The organism is Brevundimonas sp., from assembly GCF_050729455.1.
GTDB lineage: Bacteria > Pseudomonadota > Alphaproteobacteria > Caulobacterales > Caulobacteraceae > Brevundimonas.
Window position 1 is genome coordinate 1 of record NZ_JBOHLI010000025.1, and the last position, 16286, is coordinate 16286.

Genomic DNA, 16286 nt, shown 5'->3' on the forward strand with positions numbered 1-16286 from the left:
GGCCTGGCCGAACCTGACTTCGTGCTGATCGCGGAGGCCGCCGGCTATGTCGCCCTGCCCGAGGGCCTGGCCGAGCACGCCGGCGTCGCCGTGCCGCTGCTCGCGTCGGCCGCGCCGGCGCACCCGCTGCTGGAAGCCGCGGCCAGCGGGGAAATCATCCTGGCCGTCGGCCATGCGGTCAATCCGTTCGTGGCCCATGCGGACGCCGCCGGAGCGCTGCTTCTGAACCACGAGGGCGAAATCCATCTCGTCGAACGGGAGGCGGCGACCCTGACGCGCGAAGCCAGCATCGACCCCTTCCGGCGCCTGTTCCGCATCGACTGGACCCCCAGCGATGCGACCCGGCTCGCCACGGCGGAGACCGGCGCCCCCCTGTGGGACGCCGCGCTGGATCGCGGCGCCCTGTTCAGCGCCGCCCAGTGCCTGGGCCTGGCCCAGCGCTCGATCCACCTCGCAGTCGACTACGCCAGGGAGCGCCAGCAGTTCGGCAAGCCGATCGGCGGCTACCAGGCGGTCAAGCACCTGATCGCCACCGCCCAGGTCGCCGTCGAGTTCGCCCGCCCCGTCGTCCACGCCGCCGCCGCCGACCTGCATCGCGGCTCGCTCCAGTCGCAGGCGCGCGTCTCACACGCCAAGATCGTGGCGGCCGAGGCCGCCGACCTGGCGGCCCGGACCTCCATCCAGGTGCATGGCGCCATGGGCTACAGCTGGGAGGTCGACGTCCACCTCTTCCTCAAGCGCGCCCTCGCCCTGACCTACGCCTGGGGGGCGCCCGCCCTGCACCGCGCTCGCGTCGAGGCGCGCGTCTTCGGCCGGCCCGTCGGGGCCGACCAGACCTTTTCCCACGAGGCCGCGTGATGCCCCAAGCCTATCTCGTCGACGCCGTCCGCTCGCCCACGGGACGCAAGAAGGGCGCCCTGGCCGCCCTGCACCCGGCCGATCTCGGCGCCCATCCGATCAAGGCGCTCATGGCGCGGACCGGCATCGACCCCCGCGCCGTCGACGACGTCGTCTGGGGGTGCACCGACACCATCGGCGGCCAGGCCGGCGACATCGCCCGCACGGCCTGGCTCGTGGCGGGCCTGCCCGAGGAAGTGCCGGGCGTGACCGTCGATCGCCAGTGCGGGAGCTCCCAGCAGGCGGTCCATTTCGCGGCCCAGGGCGTGATGAGCGGCACCCAGGACCTCGTGGTGGCCGGCGGCAGTCAGGCCATGAACCGGATCCCGATCTCAGCGGCCATGTTCGCCGGCGCGCAGTACGGCTTCGACAGCCCCTTCCTGGGCTCGCCTGGCTGGGACGCGCGCTACGGCGCCGAGGAGGTCAACCAGATCCGTTCGGCCGAGATGATCGCCGAGAAATGGAGCCTCGGCCGGCGCGACATGGAGGCCTTCGCCCTGGCGTCGCACCAGAAGGCCCAGCAGGCGACCGAACAGGGCTGGTTCGCCAATGAGATCGCGCCCCTGGAGGGGCTTTCCCACGACGAGACCATCCGGCCGACGACTTCGATGGAAGGCCTGGCCGCCCTCAATCCCGTGCGGGAGGGCGGACGGATCACCGCGGGCGTCGCCAGCCAGAACTGCGACGCCGCCGCCGCCCTCCTCGTCGCCTCCGAAGCGGCCCTGAAGACCCACGGCCTGACCCCGCGCGCCCGCATCCACCACCTGTCGGTGCGCGCCGCCAATCCGGTCTGGATGCTCACTGGCCCGATCCCCGCCACCCGCTACGCGCTCGAGAAGTCCGGGATGTCGATCGACGACATCGACCTGTTCGAGTGCAACGAAGCCTTCGCCAGCGTGCCCCTCGCCTGGATGCAGGAGCTCGGCGTGCCCGCCGAGAAGGTCAATGTTCACGGCGGCGGCATCGCCCTGGGCCATCCGATCGGGGCGACGGGCGCGCGCCTGATGACGACCCTGCTGAACGCCCTCGAGCGCACCGGCGGGCGCTACGGCCTGCAGACCATGTGCGAGGGCGGCGGCCAGGCCAACGTCACCATCATCGAGCGCCTCTGACCATGCCGACCTACGCCTTCGAGGGTCTGGTCCCGGTCGTCGATCCGACCAGCTACGTCCACCCGCTCGCCTCCCTGATCGGCGACGTGATCCTGGGACCGGGCTGCTACATCGGACCCGGCGCCTCGCTGCGCGGCGACTTCGGACGCATCGTCGTCGAGGGCGACAGCAGCATCCAGGACAGTTGCACCGTCCATGCCTCGGCGGACCGCGACACCGTGATCCGCCGCGGCGCGACCATCGGCCATGGCGCGATCGTCCACGGCTGCGTCATCGGCCGCAACACCCTGCTCGGCATGAACGCCGTGGCGCTGGACAACGCCGTGATCGGCGACGAGTGCCTGATCGCCGCCCTGTCCCTGGTCAAGTCGGATATGCAGGTTCCCGACCGCAGTCTGGTCGCTGGCAATCCGGCCCGGGTGATCCGGACGTTCGCATCTCACGAGGTGACCTGGAAGAACGACGGAGCCGGCGAATACCAGAGGCTGGCACGCGAAAGCCTGGCCGGCCTCGTCGAATGCACGGCCCTGACCGAAGCCGAACCGGACCGCCCGCGCGTGACGTCCAGAGCGATCGGCGTCCGCCTGGTCGGACCGGCGGCGGCCGAACGTCAGAGGCGGATCGCGGAGCGCGAGACCGCCCATCCCCATGGAGATACGAAATGACCGGATTGTGTGAAGGACGGGTCGTCATCGTCACCGGCGCGGGGGGCGGCCTCGGCCGCGCCTATGCGCTCGAGCTGGCGGCCCAGGGCGCTCGGGTGGTCGTCAATGACCTGGGTGTGGGGACCCACGGCGAATCCGGCCTGAGCCAGGGCGCCGCCGACAAGGTCGTGGAGGAGATCCGCGCGGCCGGCGGCCAGGCGGTGGCCAATACCGACGATGTCGCGGACTGGGAGGCCGGAGCGCGGATCGTTCAGACCGCGATCGACGCCTTCGGCGACCTGCACGCGGTGGTCAACAACGCCGGTTTCGTGCGCGACCGGATGTTCGTCTCCTGCACCCCGGAAGAATGGGACGCGGTTCTCCGGGTCCACCTGCGCGGCCACTTCTGCACCAGCCGGCACGCGACGGACTACTGGCGTGCGCAGCAGAAGGCAGGGAAGACGATCAACGCCCGCATCATCAACACCACGTCCGGGGCCGGCCTGCAGGGCAGCATCGGCCAGAGCGCCTATTCGGCGGCGAAGGGCGGCATCGCCAGCCTGACCCTGGTCCAGGCCGCCGAACTCGGACGCTACGGGATCACGGCCAACGCCCTGGCCCCCAACGCCCGAACCCGCATGACCGCGACCGCCTTCGACATGACCGCCGACGACGGCGCCTTCGACGTCTACGCCCCCGAGAACATGGCCCCCCTGGTCGCCTGGCTGTGCAGCGCCGATTCCGCCGACGTCACCGGCCAGGTGTTCGAATTGAAGGGCGGCAAGGTCTTCCTGTCCGAAGGCTGGAGCGACAGCCCGGCCCAGGACAAGGGCGCCCGCTGGGAGGCGGACGAGCTGGGCGCCGTCGTGCGCGGCCTGGTGGCCATGCGCGCGCCGGCCAAACCCGTCTATGGCGCAAGCTGAGGCGAGGCCCGTGCATTTCGCCCTCACCGAAGACCAGCGCGCCATCCGCGACGCGGCCCAGGACTTCCTGTCCGGCGCGACGGGCGCCGAAGCCCGGACCGCAGCGCTCGAAAGCGCAGCCGGCTGGGACTCGTCCCTGTGGCGGGCGCTCGGGGCCGAACTCGGCTTCGCCGGCCTGATGACGCCCGAAGCCTACGGCGGCTCGGGCCTCGGCGCGGTCGAGATGTCGCTCGTCCTCGAAGAGGTCGGCAAGGCGCTGCCGGTCGTCCCCCTGTTCGAATCCGCCGTGGTCTCCGTCACGACGATCCTGGCCGCCGGCGACGAGGATCAGAAGGCGGCCCTGCTGCCCGGCCTGGCCTCCGGCGAGACGATCGCCACGCCCGTCTGGGCGCGCGAGGGCGAAACCGCTCCGGTTCTGACGCTCACGCCGGCGCCGACGCTTTCCGGTCTGGTCCGTTATGCGCCCTTCGCCCAGGCCGCGGATCTTCTGCTTGTGGCGTGCGAAGGCGCCGAGGGCGTCAGCCTGATCGCCCTGCCCGCCGACGCGCCGGGCGTGCGCGTCGAACGTCACGCCAGCCTTGACCCCACCCGCCCCCTGGCGACCGTGCATCTCGAGACCGTCGCGATCCGCCCGGAGTGGATTCTGGGCGTCCCGGGCGGGGCGGCGGCCGCCTTGCAGAAGAGCTGGACCGTGGCCGCCGGCCTCCTGGCCGCAGAACTGACCGGGGTCGCCGCCCACAGCCTCGCCTCCACGGTCGAGTATGTGCAGCAAAGGGTGCAGTTCGGGCGTCCGATCGGCTCCTTCCAGGCGGTCAAGCACACCCTGGCCGACATGATGGTCCAGGTGGAGGCCGCGCGTTCGGCCAGCCTCTACGCGGCGGCGGCCCTCGACCTGGGCGGAGACGAGGCGGTCGAGGCGGCTTCGGTCGCCAAGGCCTGGTGCGGCGACGCCGCCAACCACTGCGCCGGCGAGGCGATCCAGCTTCACGGCGGCATAGGCTTCACCTGGGAGCACCCCGCCCACCTGTATTTCAAACGCGCGCGCTCCAGCTCGGCCTGGCTCGGAAACGCCGCCCTCCATCGCGAGCTCGTCGCGGTCCGCATGGGCCTCGACGCGACAACCCCGGACCCCGCATGACCCTCTCCGCTCCCGCCTGTCCGCCCGCGCGCGGCCTCCTGAAAGACAAGACCGTCGTGGTGACCGCCGCCGCCGGCACGGGGATCGGCTATTCGGCCGCCCTTCGCGCCGCCGAAGAAGGGGCGCGCCTGCTGATCAGCGACTTCCACGAACGTCGCCTGGAAGAAGCGGCGGACCGCATCGCCGAGGCGACGGGATCGCGGCCGCAGACCGTGATCTGCGACGTGACGCGCCAGGCCGATGTCGACGCCCTGCGCGACGCCGCCCTGGCCGGCCTCGGAGCCGTCGACGTCCTGATCAACAACGCCGGTCTGGGTGGCGAAGTCCCCGTCGTGGACATGACGGACGACCAGTGGTCGCGCGTGCTCGACGTGACCCTGACCAGCGTCATGCGGATGACCCGCGCCTTCCTGCCCGGGATGTACGCCCGGGGCGGCGGGGCGATCGTCAACAACGCCTCCGTCCTCGGCTGGCGCGCCCAGAAGGGCCAGGCCCACTACGCCGCCGCCAAGGCCGGGGTGATGGCCTTCACCCGCTGCTCCGCCCTGGAGGCCGCCGAGCACGGCGTGCGGATCAACGCCGTGGCCCCCTCGATCGCCATGCACCCCTTCCTGGCCAAGGTGACGACGCAGGAACAGCTCGACCGGCTGGCCGCCCAGGAGGCGTTCGGCCGCCCCGCCGAGGTGTGGGAAGTGGCCAATGTGATGATCTTCCTGGCTTCGGACCTCGCTTCCTACATGACCGGCGAAGTGCTGTCGGTCTCCAGCCAGAGGGCCTGACCATGCCCGTCGTCTTCGAAACTCCCCGCGAGATGCTCGGCCAGGAGGGGCGCGCCCTCGGCGTCAGCGACTGGCTTCTCATCGACCAGTCCATGATCGACGCCTTCGCCGCCCTGACGGGGGACGACCAGTGGATCCACGTCGATCCGGAGCGCGCCGCCCGGGGGCCGTTCGGCAAGACGATCGCCCACGGTTATTTCACCCTGTCGCTGGTCAACGGCTTCCTGCCGCAACTGGTCGAGGTTCGCGGCTTCTCCGCCGGGGTCAACGTCGGCTCCGACTACCTGCGGTTCGTCGCGCCGGCGCCGGTCGATTCACGGGTCCGCGCCACGGGAGAGATCCGCAAGGTCGAGGTGGTTAAGGGCGACGCCGTCCAGGCGACCTACCGGATCACCGTCGAGATCGAAGGCGGCGAACGACCCGCCGTCGTCGTCGACGCCGTCGCCCGGTACTTCCCGTGACCAGCGCCCCTTCGCACGCCGTCATGACGGCCGCCGTGGAGGCCTATGTCTCGGCCTTCGACGCCGGCGACGCGGCGGCGGCGGCGGCCCTCTACGCGCCCGGCGCCGTGATCGAGGATCCGGTGGGTTCGCCGGTCGTCACGGGCGAGGGCGTTCTGGCGCTCTACGCCAACGCCATGACGCGCGGACTGAAGCTCGAGCTGACCGGGCCGATCCGCACCGCCGGCGACAGCGCCGCCTTTCCCTTCCGCATCCACTACCCGCCGACGGCCGAGCGCCGGTGCATCGACGTGATCGACACCTTCCGGTTCGACGCCCAGGGCCGCGTCATCGAGATGCGGGCCTTCTGGGGACCGGACAACATCCAATTTTCCAGAGAAAACCAGACTCATGCGTGAAGCCGTCATCGTCTCCACCGCCCGCACGGGCATCGGCAGGGCCTATCGCGGGGCGTTCAACGACACGGAAGCGCCCGTGCTGTCGGCCCATGTCGTCGACGCCGCCCTGGAGCGCGCCGGCATTGATCCCGCCCGGGTGGACGACCTCTACCTGGGTTGCGGCAACCACTGGGGCACGCAGAGCTACAACCTCGGCCGTCTGACGGTCCATGCGTCACGCCTGCCGGACAGCACCGCGGGGTTCACGCTGGATCGTAAATGCAGCTCGGGGCTCAACGCCATCGCCCTGGCCGCGCGCGCCGTCATCTGCAACGAGATCGACGTGGCCGTGGCTGGCGGGGTGGAGAGCATCTCCCTGACCCTCAACAAGCACGCGCCGACCTATCGCAACCGGTCGCAGGCGGTTCGGGCGGCCGACCCGACGGCCTATATGCAGATGATCGAGACCGCCGAGATCGTCGCCGAACGCTACGGCGTGACCCGGGAGGCCCAGGACGCCTTCGCCCTGCTCAGCCAGCAACGGGCCGCGGCGGCCCAGGCCGCCGGACGGTTCGCCGACGAAATCGCCCCCATCACCGTCGACAAGGCGCTGTTCGAGAAGGACGGCAGCGAGGCCGGACGTGAAACCGTGACCCTTGATCGCGACGAGGGCGTCCGGGCCGACACCACGCTTGAGGGCCTGGGCAAGCTCAAGCCGGTGTGGAAGGACGGCCTGGAGATCAAGGAAGGGCGCCACGTGACAGCCGGCAACGCCAGTCAGTTGTCGGACGGCGCCTCGGCCTGCGTTGTCATGGACCGCGCCGCCGCCGAACGCGAAGGCCTGCCGATCCTCGGTCTCTACCGCGGCTTCCAGGTCGCCGGGTGCCGCGCCGACGAAATGGGCGTCGGTCCGATCTACGCCATTCCCAAGCTGCTGGAGCGCCAGGGCCTGTCGGTGGACGACATCGACCTGTGGGAGCTGAACGAGGCCTTCGCATCGCAAGCCCTCTACTGCCGCGACGTGATCGGCATCGATCCCGAGAAGCTGAACGTGAACGGCGGCGGCATCGCCCTGGGACATCCGTTCGGCATGACCGGCGCACGCCAGGTCGGCCACGCCCTGATCGAAGGAAAACGTCGCGGCGCCAGGCGGGTGGTGGTGTCGATGTGCGTGGCGGGCGGCATGGGCGCCGCCGGCCTGTTCGAGATCGCCTGAGGCCGCCATGGACCTGAGTTTCGCGCCTGAACTCGAAACCTTCCGCGCCGAGGCGGCGGACTGGCTGGAGACGCAGCTCTCCGGTCCTTTCCGCCACCTGAGAGGGCTCAACAACCACGTCGACCTCATCGAGGAACGGCGCGCCTGGGAGGCCGCCCTCGGCGAGGCGGGCTGGAGCGCGATCGGCTGGCCGAGCGCCCATGGCGGACGCAGCGCCAGCGTGGCGGAACAGGTGGTGTTCGCCGAGGAGTACGCCCGCGCCCATGCACCCTCGCGGATCGGCCATCTGGGCGTCGAACTGCTCGGCCCCACCCTGCTGGCCCTGGGATCCGAAGATCAGAAGGCCCGCTTCCTTCCCGACATCCTGGCCGGACGCACCCTCTGGTGCCAGGGCTATTCCGAGCCGGGCGCCGGGTCCGACCTGGCCAACATCCGGACCCGCGCGACGCGGGACGGCGACGTCTATCGCATCGACGGACAGAAGATCTGGACGTCGATGGGCGCCATCGCCGACTGGTGTTTCGTGGTCGCCCGCAGCGAGGAAGGATCGCGCGGTCCGAAAGGCCTGGTCTTCCTCATGGTTCCGATGCGCCAGCCCGGCGTCACGGTGCGGCCCATCCGCCAGATGACCGGCGAGAGCGAGTTCAGCGAGGTCTTCTTCGACGGCGCGATCGCCCGGGTCGAAGACCGGATCGGCGCCGACGGCGAGGGCTGGTCGGTCGCCATGGCCCTGCTGGGCTACGAGCGCGGCGTCTCCACCCTGGCCCAGCAGATGCATTTCCGCACCGAGCTGGACGAGATCGTCGCCGTCGCCCGCCGGAACGGCAAGGCGACCGATCCCCTGATCCGCCAACGGCTGGCTCAGGCGCACATCGGGCTGAAGATCATGCGCTACAACGCCCTGCGCATGCTGGCCAACGCCGACAGCGGCGCCCTGTCGCCCGAGGCCTATACCTACAAGCTGTACTGGTCGATGTGGCACCGGGACCTGGGCGAACTGGCCATGGACGTGATCGGGCCGGAGGCAGAGATCGCGGACGCGGAAGGGCGGTTCGCGCCCCTGCCCAATATGTTCCTGATGTCGCGCGCCGACACGATCTACGCCGGCGCCAACCAGATCCAGCGCAACATCATCGCGGAGCGGGCCCTGGGCCTGCCGCGCGAACCTCGAGGCCAGTGATGTCGAGTCTGCCCGCCGATCCCTATCCCCTGCCCGCCACCGTGCCGCACGCGGCCCAGGCCGCCGCCGCTCGCTGGGGCGACGTCCCGGGCCTGATCGAGAACGGCCGGACCTGGACGTTCGCCGAACTCTGGGCCGACGCCCGCGCGGCGGCGTCCGCCTTCCTGGCGCGCGGCGTCAAAACCGGCGACGTCGTGGCGATCTGGGCGCCCAACCAGAGGGAGTGGATCCTGGCGGCCCTCGGCCTCCAGATCGCCGGCGCCGCCCTCGTCCCCCTCAACACGCGCCTCAAGGGCAAGGAGGCGGGCGACATCCTGCGCCGGTCTCACGCGCGGCTGGTCTTCACCGTGTCCGATTTTCTAGGGGTCGACTACCGCGCGCTCCTGGCCGGGGAGGCCCTGCCGGACCTGGAGGCCGTGCTCCTGCTTGATCCCGTTTCGTGGGACGCCTTCGTGGCCTCGGGCGCGGGGAGCGAAGACCCAGCGGTCGATCGCGCCCTGGCGGCGATAGGGCCCGACACCCGCAGCGACATCCTCTTCACCTCGGGCACGACGGGGTCGCCGAAAGGGGTGATCAGCACCCACTATCAGGTCGTCCGCCTGTTCCGCGACTGGGGCCGGGTCGTCGATTGTCGGGAAGGCGACCGGTTCATCATCGCCAACCCCTTCTTCCATGTGTTCGGCTACAAGGCCGGCTGGGTCGCGACCCTCACCTGCGGCGCGACCATCGTCCCCATGCCGGTGTTCGACGTCGTGCGCCTGGCGGAGATCATCGAGCGCGACCGCATCAGCTTCATTCCCGGTCCGCCGACCATCTACCAGATGCTGCTCGCCGAGCAGGCGCGCTCGCCGCGGGACCTGTCGTCCTTGCGGGTGGCGGTCACGGGGTCGGCGCCGGTGCCGCCGGCCCTGATCCTGAGAATGCGCGACGAGCTCGGCATCGAACGGGTCGTCAACGGCTACGGCATGACCGAGTTCGGAGCGATCAGCATGACGCCGGCCGATGCGACGATCGAACAGATATCGCACACCATCGGCAAGCCCCTGCCGGGCGTCGAGGTCCAGTGCGTCGACGCCGACGGCAAGGTCGTCGGGGCTGGCGAGACCGGCGAGTTCTGGTCTCGTGGCTATGGCGCCATGAAGGGGTATCTCGACGATCCCGCCGCGACCGCGGAAACCATCGACGCGGCGGGCTGGCTGCATACCGGCGACATCGGGTCGATCGACGCCGACGGCTATCTGCGGATCACCGACCGCAAGAAGGATATGTATATTTCGGGCGGCTTTAACTGCTACCCGGCCGAAATCGAGAAACTGCTCAACGACCACCCCCAGATCGAGGCCGCGGCCGTCATCGGCGTGCCCGATGAGCGCATGGGCGAGGTCGGCCGGGCGTTCGTCATCCTGCGTCCCGGCGAGAGCGCGGCGTCGGCTGACATCGTCGCCTGGGCCCGCACGCACATGGCGAACTACAAGGCCCCGCGCTCCGTCGTCATCGTCGACGCCTTCCCCCGGAACGCCGCCGGCAAGGTGCTTCGCGCCGAGCTGAAGGCGCTATGACCGCGCTGCGGATCACGGACCTGGCGGCCCTGGCCGGGACGACCGTACGCGCCTTGCGCTATTATGAAGACCTGGGCCTGCTTGAGCCGCAGCGCAGCGCGACCCGGGCCCGATACTATCCGCCGGACACGGCGGCGATCGCGCGCCAGATCGTCGATATGCGGCGCCTCGGCATTCCGGTCGCGGCGATCGCCGAAGCCCTGGACGGACTGAAAACGGATCGCCCGAGCCTTCTGGAGAATCTCCTTCTGAGGCGGCGAGAGGAGATGGAAGCCGAAAAGGCCATAATGACTGGCCTGCTGGAACAGGCTCGTCAGGCCACGGCGACGCGGCGGTCAAGCACGGTCGCTCCGGGCGGGGCGCGATGACGCCGCAGGGGCGCGGACCCGCCGCTGAGAGAGGATTCGCCATGGAAAGCGTCTGGACCCGTCGATCCCCCGACCTTTCGCGGAACATCGAGGGCGCCACGGCCGTCATCACCGGCGCGGGCAGCGGCCTGGGCCGGGCGCTCGCCGTCGAGGCGGCTTCCAGGGGTATGCGGCTGGTGCTGATCGACGCCTCGACCGAGGGCCTGCGTCAGACCGTGGACCAACTGCCGCAAGAGGCCGTCCTCGGATCGGAGGTCGTCGACGTTCGCTCGCCCGAGGGCCTGAGGAGCATCGCGGCCGGCCTCGCCTCCCCTCCCCTTCTGGTCTTCGCCAACGCCGGCGTCCTGTCGCGCGCCTCGCTGATGGATCAGGAGGCCGACGACATCCGACGCATCCTCGAGATCAACGTCATGGGCGCGGTGCACACCATCCAGGCCTTCGCCCCGGCCATGCTCGCAGCGGACAGACCGTCCCGGATCATCATCACCGGGTCCCAGGGCTCGTTCGTTTCCTTCCCGGGGCTCGGCGCCTATGGCGCCAGCAAGCACGCGGTGCTCGCCATCGCCGAGACCCTCGCCGAGGAGTGGGCGGGCGCCCCGGTCTCGGTGGCGGTGCTGGCCCCCGGCGGCGTCGCCACCGCCATCCTCGGCGCCGAGCCGTCCATGATCGCCGACCGCCTCATGCCGCCGACGACCGCCGCCCGCCTGGCCTTCGAGGGCGCCCTGGACGGGCGCTTCCTGATTTCAACCCACGCCGACCTCGCCGCCCTGGCGGCGCAAAGGGCGTCTAACGTCGCTCGGGCGCTGGCCTGACCGCCAGGCCTGGCGCCCAGCCCGGGTCTCACGGCCGCACGCGCCGGCCCAGGAAAATCACGCCTCAAACACCGCCGCTATCTTCTTCTCCGACGAGCGCTGCGGCACACTCGTCGTCTCAGGACAGGAGAGGCTGATGTTCAGATTGTTTGGCGCGGCGGTCCTTTTCGTCGCGGCGCTGACCAGCGGCGACGTCTTCGCGCAAGGACGGCCCGAGAGCAGCTCGGTCGAACTGGCGCGCGCGGCGGACAGCCTGGCGCCGGGGCAATGGGTGTGGGCCCCTGAAATCGCTCCGGCCGGTCCCCTGCTGGTCTATGTGAACCTGTCCGACCAGATCGCCACCGTCTATCGCAACGGCGTTCGCATCGGCGTCTCGACGGTGTCTTCAGGCAAACCGGGCCATGAGACGCCGACCGGCGTCTTCACCACTCTTCAGAAGGACGCCGATCACCGGTCCAGCCTCTATAACAACGCACCCATGTTCTACATGGAGCGGCTGACCGGGGACGGGGTGGCGTTGCACGCCGGCGGTCTGCCGGGCTATCCCGAGAGCCACGGCTGCGTGCACCTGCCGCTGGCGTTCGCCCGCCTCCTCTATGGCGAGACCTCGCTCGGCGCCACCGTGGTGGTCGCCGGCGACGCCGCCACCCATGTGGGCGCGCCCCCGGGCGGCGTGGCGACGCCGTTCAGCGCCGACAGGTCTCCGCAGGCGGCCGCTCAACTCGATGCTCAGCCATGGCGCTGGACGCCTGAACTGTCGCCTGTCGGGCCCATGACCATCGTCCTGTCGACGACCGATCAGGTCGCGGTCGTCCTGCGCAACGGCGTGGAGATCGGGCGCAGCCCCATCAGGCTGGCCGATGATGCCCCGGCCGTCCGGGTGCTCACCCTGGTCCAGGACGCCGCCAACGGCGACCGCTGGATTTACGCCGCCCTTCCCGGGAATGACCGACGAGCCGGACAGGCGCTGGAGCCGGCGGCCCTGGACCGTCTGCACGCCCCCCTGCCGTTCTACACGGCCGTTCGTTCAGCCCTGCGTTCGGGCGACACCATCCTGATCACGCCCTCGCCGGTCGGCGAACACACGACCGGGCGTCGCATGACCATCCTGAACACGGAGCCCGGACAGTGAACGGGTCATGCGGAACGCCTCGTCGCTCTAGAAGACCACGGGCACCCGCAGCACGAACCTCATGTCCGGCGCGTCCTCGGTGACGCCGAACTCGAAATTGCCGTTCAGAGAGAAGCGGTCCGTGATGCGATAGGACATACCGAAGGTGAGGGCGCCGACCTGAAGGTCGTCGGACTTCTCGGTGATGTCGTTCAGTTCGGTCGTCGTCGGCCGGATATAGTTGTGCTTGTAGCCCAGCGAATAGGAGAAGCGCTGGTTGAGCGCGAAGGCGAAACCGATGCCCAGGCCGATGGAGTCGCCGGGATCGACGCGTCCGATCTGGATGTCGCCTTCCGTCTTGTCGATGTCCTTGGGCAGATGGGCGAAATAGCTCAGGTTCGCGAAGATGACCGCCGGGTCGCTGGGATACAGCATGCTGAGGCTGGGCTCGATCCCCCAGAAGCCGGACCCCGTCGCCAGCCGGGTGGCCACGCCGAACTCGTCGCGCGGAATCTCGAACGGCCCCTCGCCGGTGTCGCTCTTGACGCGCAGGCCGGCCACGAAGACGGGGCGGCCCTTCTCGCCGCCGTTGATCTGATAGCGGACGCCCGCCTCGACATCGCCAAGACCGTCGCCCTTGAGGTTGATGGTGCGGGTCACGGCCTCGTCGCGTTGCTGCACCGTGGTGATGGTGTCGTTGCGCTTGAGATAGGGAATGCGCGCGTCCACCTCGATCCGGTCGGTGACGCCGTAGCGACCGGCGATCGTTGCGCCGAAGGTGTCGCGGTCCGCCTCGCTGGCCTCGATGACGCCGATCTGGAGACCTGGCACGATCTCGACGCCACGGAACACCAGTCGGTTGGCGGACGAGCGCGTATATTCCGTGGAGAGGTCGATCGTCGCCCGACCCGCCGGGCTGAGCACGGCCACTTCCTCGGGAACCGCCGCCAACTGCAGACGCCGCTCGTTCAGGGTCGGCGGCGGCGGAGCCTGGATGGGCGAGCGCACGTCGGGGTTCTGCCCCGCGCGCCAGGCCTCCAGGCCGGCGTCCCCCAGAACCGTCGTCCCGGACAGGGCGACCGGTCCCGCCGGACCTTGCGCCAGAGCCGCCGATTCAGTGAAGTGAGGGTCGACACGCCAACGCTCGTCAATCCGGCGCGACTGCGCCTCGAGCAGTTCCGCCTGGCGCGCCAGCAGGGCCTCCTGCTCGTTCAGGCGGCGGCTCTGTTCCATCACCAGCGCCTCAAGCCGCGCCAGTCGCGCCGCCGGGTCCTCGTCCTGGGCCCGCGCCATCCCCTCGGAGGCGCAGACGAAGACGATCGCCAGCGAAGACGCACTCAACAAATGAATGGCTTTTCGAAAATACACGCCAGCCTCCCTTGCCAACATTCGGCAACCAAACACGCATCCCTCCCATGCGCATTGCTTATTGATAATGAATCAGACCTAGAATCGCATAGAAATCGTCATTCCATCATTTCACGGACAGGATAACGAGGCTGGTAATCACATATGAATCTCAGGCGAGCGACGTCCAGCAGATCGACCCAGCCGCGCTTCATCTCGATCAAGCGTTCGCGCTTCATATGCTGAAGGGTGCGGTTGAGATGGACGATGCTCAGCCCCAGGGCGTCGGACAGAACCTCCTGCGTCAGCGGCATGGGGAAGCGCTCGCCGTCGCACAGGCCGGCGATCCGGCATCGCTGTCGCCACTCCAACAGAAAATGAGCCGTGCGCTCGTGCGCGGACTGACGCCCCAGCCGCACCACATGGTCGAGCAGGCAGGCTTCCTCATAGCGGCGCACGGCGGCCAGCGCGTTCTGAAGCCCCGCGTGACGCCCGTCCTGAATCGCCAGGATTTCACGCAACATCAGGGCGTCCACGCACTCTATCCGCGTCACGGCAACCGTCGACACCTCGTCCAGAGGTCGAGCCTTGAGGCCGATACCGATCGTGTCCCCGGCCATCAGGAAGCCGAAGATCTGACGCCTCCCGTCCGGCAGAGATTGCTGGCGGCAGGCCCAGCCGCTGACGATAAGGCGCGCGGGCGCCGGCTCGCCTTCACGCGCGAACTCGGCCCCGGCCGGTATGGACTCGCGATAGAGGCAGAGCTTGCGGATCAGAGACCGTTCGTCCTCCGTCAGGGTCGTGATGGCGCTCAACACCTTCAGGGCCGCGACATCGGCCGGGGGGCGGAGCGGTCGGCGCAGCGTGGCGCGCGCCGAAGGCGCCGCACGCGGAACGTGACGCGCGGCTTCAGGATAACCCGCGTGGGGAACGCCCATATGCATTATCACCCCTCCCCGGGCCCAAACGCATTTGTTTAACGAAAGGTGAAACGACCCGAAGTCTATCCAGTTCCAGATCGGCCCGCCTCAAGGGAACATGGTTCGAAGATCAGCGCCCGACGCCCTGGACGCTGCCCCAGTCAAGATCTCCAGAGATCTGGGAGCCCAGCCGACTGAGCGAGAAGTCCCGCTGCATGGCGTCGAAATTCGGCAAGGTGAGCATCACCTGCATATCCTGGTGGATGTCGCGGTTATTGGCGGCGTTCAGCACCATATTCTGCAGCTGACCGTTCATGACGTTATGGATCAGAGCCGTCGATCCGTTCGCATCCGTCAGGACCAGACCGCTGGAGCCCGGCGGCAAGCCTGTCAAATCCAGCCCGCCCGCCTGAGCGGCGGCGGCGCCGTCCGCGAGGGAGGCCCATCCGGGCAGGGCGCCTGTGACCTGGGTGGTCACGGGACCGGAAGGCGTCCAGGTCAGGCGCGTCTCCAGGGCCAAGGCGCCGCCGACATAGGTGCGCACGATCGCGCCGAAGTCGAAAACCACCCCGCCGGCGGTGAGAAACCCGCCGCGCATATCCGCCAACTCCTCGTCGGTGAGGGGAATGGGCGCATCGAACGTCGATGCGGACTGGCTGAGCGCCGGCTGCGCCAACAGCAGCGCAGCGGCGCAAATACTCAGACTGAATACTCGGACACGAAACATCTTCATCACCGCAGATAGGGATCTAGCGAGAAGGTCGTCGTGATCTGGTAGAGCGGCGGCAGTTCGCGCGTCAGCTCGGCCAGAGAGCCCGTCGGCAAGGCGCGATCCATCGGCGCCTTGGCGAACGGCCGCCACTCCTCGGCTGTGTTGAAACGGTCGGCGGAATCGCGGATCAGGAAGGCGATCCCGTTCCACATCGACTCAAATTCGGCGCGGCCGTAGGCCTTCAGCCCCAGGGCGGGATCGCCGATCAGCACGCGGTCGTCGGCCATGCCCTTCACCACCACGAAATGCCGATAGCCCTGCTGGTTGACGACGACGATGGCGGGCGCGCCCGCCTCCTCCAGCGCCGACAGGCTCATGCGGAAGCCGTCCGCCTGGAAGCCATGGGTTTCGAGGTAGCGTTTCATGTCCAGCAGAGAGAAGCCGACGCGCTCGATGGCCTCGCGGTTTCCGTTCTCGTACATGGACACGAACACCTCGCGCTCGGCGACGTCGCGGCCGTAGGAATAGCGTAGAAGCGTCGCCAGGGCGGCCGAACCGCAGCTGTAGTCGTATTCCTGGCGCACCACCGTCCTGAAGGGAATGTCGCGGTAGCTGACGACCTGTAGCGAATATGTGCCGCCGCCCTGGCTGAACGTGACCTGAGCCGCCGCCGGCGCCCCGCACGCCATAGCCAGCAGGGCGACCGCCCCCACGCCCAGAGAGACTCCTG

Annotated in this window: 18 protein-coding genes; 14 read left to right on the forward strand and 4 right to left on the reverse strand. The window is 69.2% G+C overall.

The window, feature by feature from the left end:
- The 14 genes from ACREEF_RS08095 to ACREEF_RS08160 all read left to right on the forward strand — a co-directional run.
- Positions 1-858 (forward strand): acyl-CoA dehydrogenase family protein (locus ACREEF_RS08095; RefSeq protein ID WP_431565086.1); only part of this gene is annotated, 858 nt, incomplete at its 5' end.
- Positions 858-2009, forward strand: a complete 1152-nt coding sequence (locus tag ACREEF_RS08100; RefSeq protein ID WP_431565087.1) for an acetyl-CoA C-acetyltransferase — start codon at positions 858-860, stop codon at positions 2007-2009. The genes ACREEF_RS08095 and ACREEF_RS08100, both read left to right, overlap by 1 nt.
- Before the next feature lie 2 nt (positions 2010-2011).
- Positions 2012-2674 (forward strand): hypothetical protein, encoded by a 663-nt coding sequence (locus ACREEF_RS08105; protein ID WP_431565088.1) that lies wholly within the window; start codon positions 2012-2014, stop codon positions 2672-2674.
- The gene (locus ACREEF_RS08110; RefSeq protein WP_431565089.1) at positions 2671-3576 is read left to right on the forward strand and encodes an SDR family oxidoreductase; all 906 of its coding nucleotides are present in this window, start codon (positions 2671-2673) and stop codon (positions 3574-3576) included. Before ACREEF_RS08105 ends, ACREEF_RS08110 begins: the two co-directional genes overlap by 4 nt.
- A 10-nt stretch (positions 3577-3586) precedes the next feature.
- Positions 3587-4714 carry an acyl-CoA dehydrogenase family protein gene (locus ACREEF_RS08115; RefSeq protein WP_431565090.1) on the forward strand — a complete coding sequence of 376 codons (1128 nt, stop codon included), beginning with the start codon at positions 3587-3589 and terminating at the stop codon, positions 4712-4714.
- Positions 4711-5493: an SDR family oxidoreductase gene (locus ACREEF_RS08120; protein WP_431565091.1), complete on the forward strand. Its 783-nt coding sequence runs from the start codon at positions 4711-4713 to the stop codon at positions 5491-5493. The genes ACREEF_RS08115 and ACREEF_RS08120 overlap by 4 nt, the downstream gene beginning before the upstream one ends.
- A 2-nt stretch (positions 5494-5495) precedes the next feature.
- Positions 5496-5954 (forward strand): MaoC family dehydratase, encoded by a 459-nt coding sequence (locus tag ACREEF_RS08125; RefSeq protein ID WP_431565092.1) that lies wholly within the window; start codon positions 5496-5498, stop codon positions 5952-5954.
- Positions 5951-6352, forward strand: a complete 402-nt coding sequence (locus tag ACREEF_RS08130; protein WP_431565093.1) for a nuclear transport factor 2 family protein — start codon at positions 5951-5953, stop codon at positions 6350-6352. The genes ACREEF_RS08125 and ACREEF_RS08130 overlap by 4 nt, the downstream gene beginning before the upstream one ends.
- Positions 6345-7547 carry an acetyl-CoA C-acyltransferase gene (locus ACREEF_RS08135; RefSeq protein WP_431565094.1) on the forward strand — a complete coding sequence of 401 codons (1203 nt, stop codon included), beginning with the start codon at positions 6345-6347 and terminating at the stop codon, positions 7545-7547. The genes ACREEF_RS08130 and ACREEF_RS08135 overlap by 8 nt, the downstream gene beginning before the upstream one ends.
- Before the next feature lie 7 nt (positions 7548-7554).
- The gene (locus ACREEF_RS08140; RefSeq protein ID WP_431565095.1) at positions 7555-8727 is read left to right on the forward strand and encodes an acyl-CoA dehydrogenase family protein; all 1173 of its coding nucleotides are present in this window, start codon (positions 7555-7557) and stop codon (positions 8725-8727) included.
- Positions 8727-10286, forward strand: coding sequence for a FadD3 family acyl-CoA ligase (locus tag ACREEF_RS08145; RefSeq protein WP_431565096.1), 1560 nt, complete (start codon positions 8727-8729; stop codon positions 10284-10286). The genes ACREEF_RS08140 and ACREEF_RS08145 overlap by 1 nt, the downstream gene beginning before the upstream one ends.
- Positions 10283-10654 (forward strand): MerR family transcriptional regulator, encoded by a 372-nt coding sequence (locus tag ACREEF_RS08150; protein ID WP_431565097.1) that lies wholly within the window; start codon positions 10283-10285, stop codon positions 10652-10654. The genes ACREEF_RS08145 and ACREEF_RS08150 overlap by 4 nt, the downstream gene beginning before the upstream one ends.
- Positions 10655-10695: 41 nt before the next feature.
- Positions 10696-11466: an SDR family NAD(P)-dependent oxidoreductase gene (locus tag ACREEF_RS08155; RefSeq protein ID WP_431565098.1), complete on the forward strand. Its 771-nt coding sequence runs from the start codon at positions 10696-10698 to the stop codon at positions 11464-11466.
- Positions 11467-11602: 136 nt separating this feature from the next.
- A complete protein-coding gene (locus tag ACREEF_RS08160; RefSeq protein ID WP_431565099.1) occupies positions 11603-12598 on the forward strand; it encodes a L,D-transpeptidase in 996 nt (331 codons plus the stop codon).
- Between the two features lie 27 nt (positions 12599-12625).
- Here the strand turns inward: ACREEF_RS08160 and ACREEF_RS08165 are convergent, their stop codons facing one another.
- The 4 genes from ACREEF_RS08165 to ACREEF_RS08180 form a co-directional block, all read right to left on the reverse strand.
- The gene (locus ACREEF_RS08165) at positions 12626-13921 is read right to left on the reverse strand and encodes a transporter (RefSeq protein ID WP_431565100.1); all 1296 of its coding nucleotides are present in this window, start codon (positions 13919-13921) and stop codon (positions 12626-12628) included.
- A 122-nt stretch (positions 13922-14043) separates the two neighbouring features.
- Positions 14044-14862 (reverse strand): Crp/Fnr family transcriptional regulator, encoded by an 819-nt coding sequence (locus ACREEF_RS08170; protein ID WP_431565101.1) that lies wholly within the window; start codon positions 14860-14862, stop codon positions 14044-14046.
- A 112-nt stretch (positions 14863-14974) separates the two neighbouring features.
- Positions 14975-15577, reverse strand: a complete 603-nt coding sequence (locus tag ACREEF_RS08175) for a hypothetical protein (RefSeq protein ID WP_431565102.1) — start codon at positions 15575-15577, stop codon at positions 14975-14977.
- On the reverse strand, positions 15577-16269 hold the full coding sequence (locus ACREEF_RS08180; protein ID WP_431565103.1) for a C39 family peptidase: 693 nt from the start codon (positions 16267-16269) through the stop codon (positions 15577-15579). The genes ACREEF_RS08175 and ACREEF_RS08180 overlap by 1 nt, the downstream gene beginning before the upstream one ends.
- Positions 16270-16286: the final 17 nt, after the last annotated feature.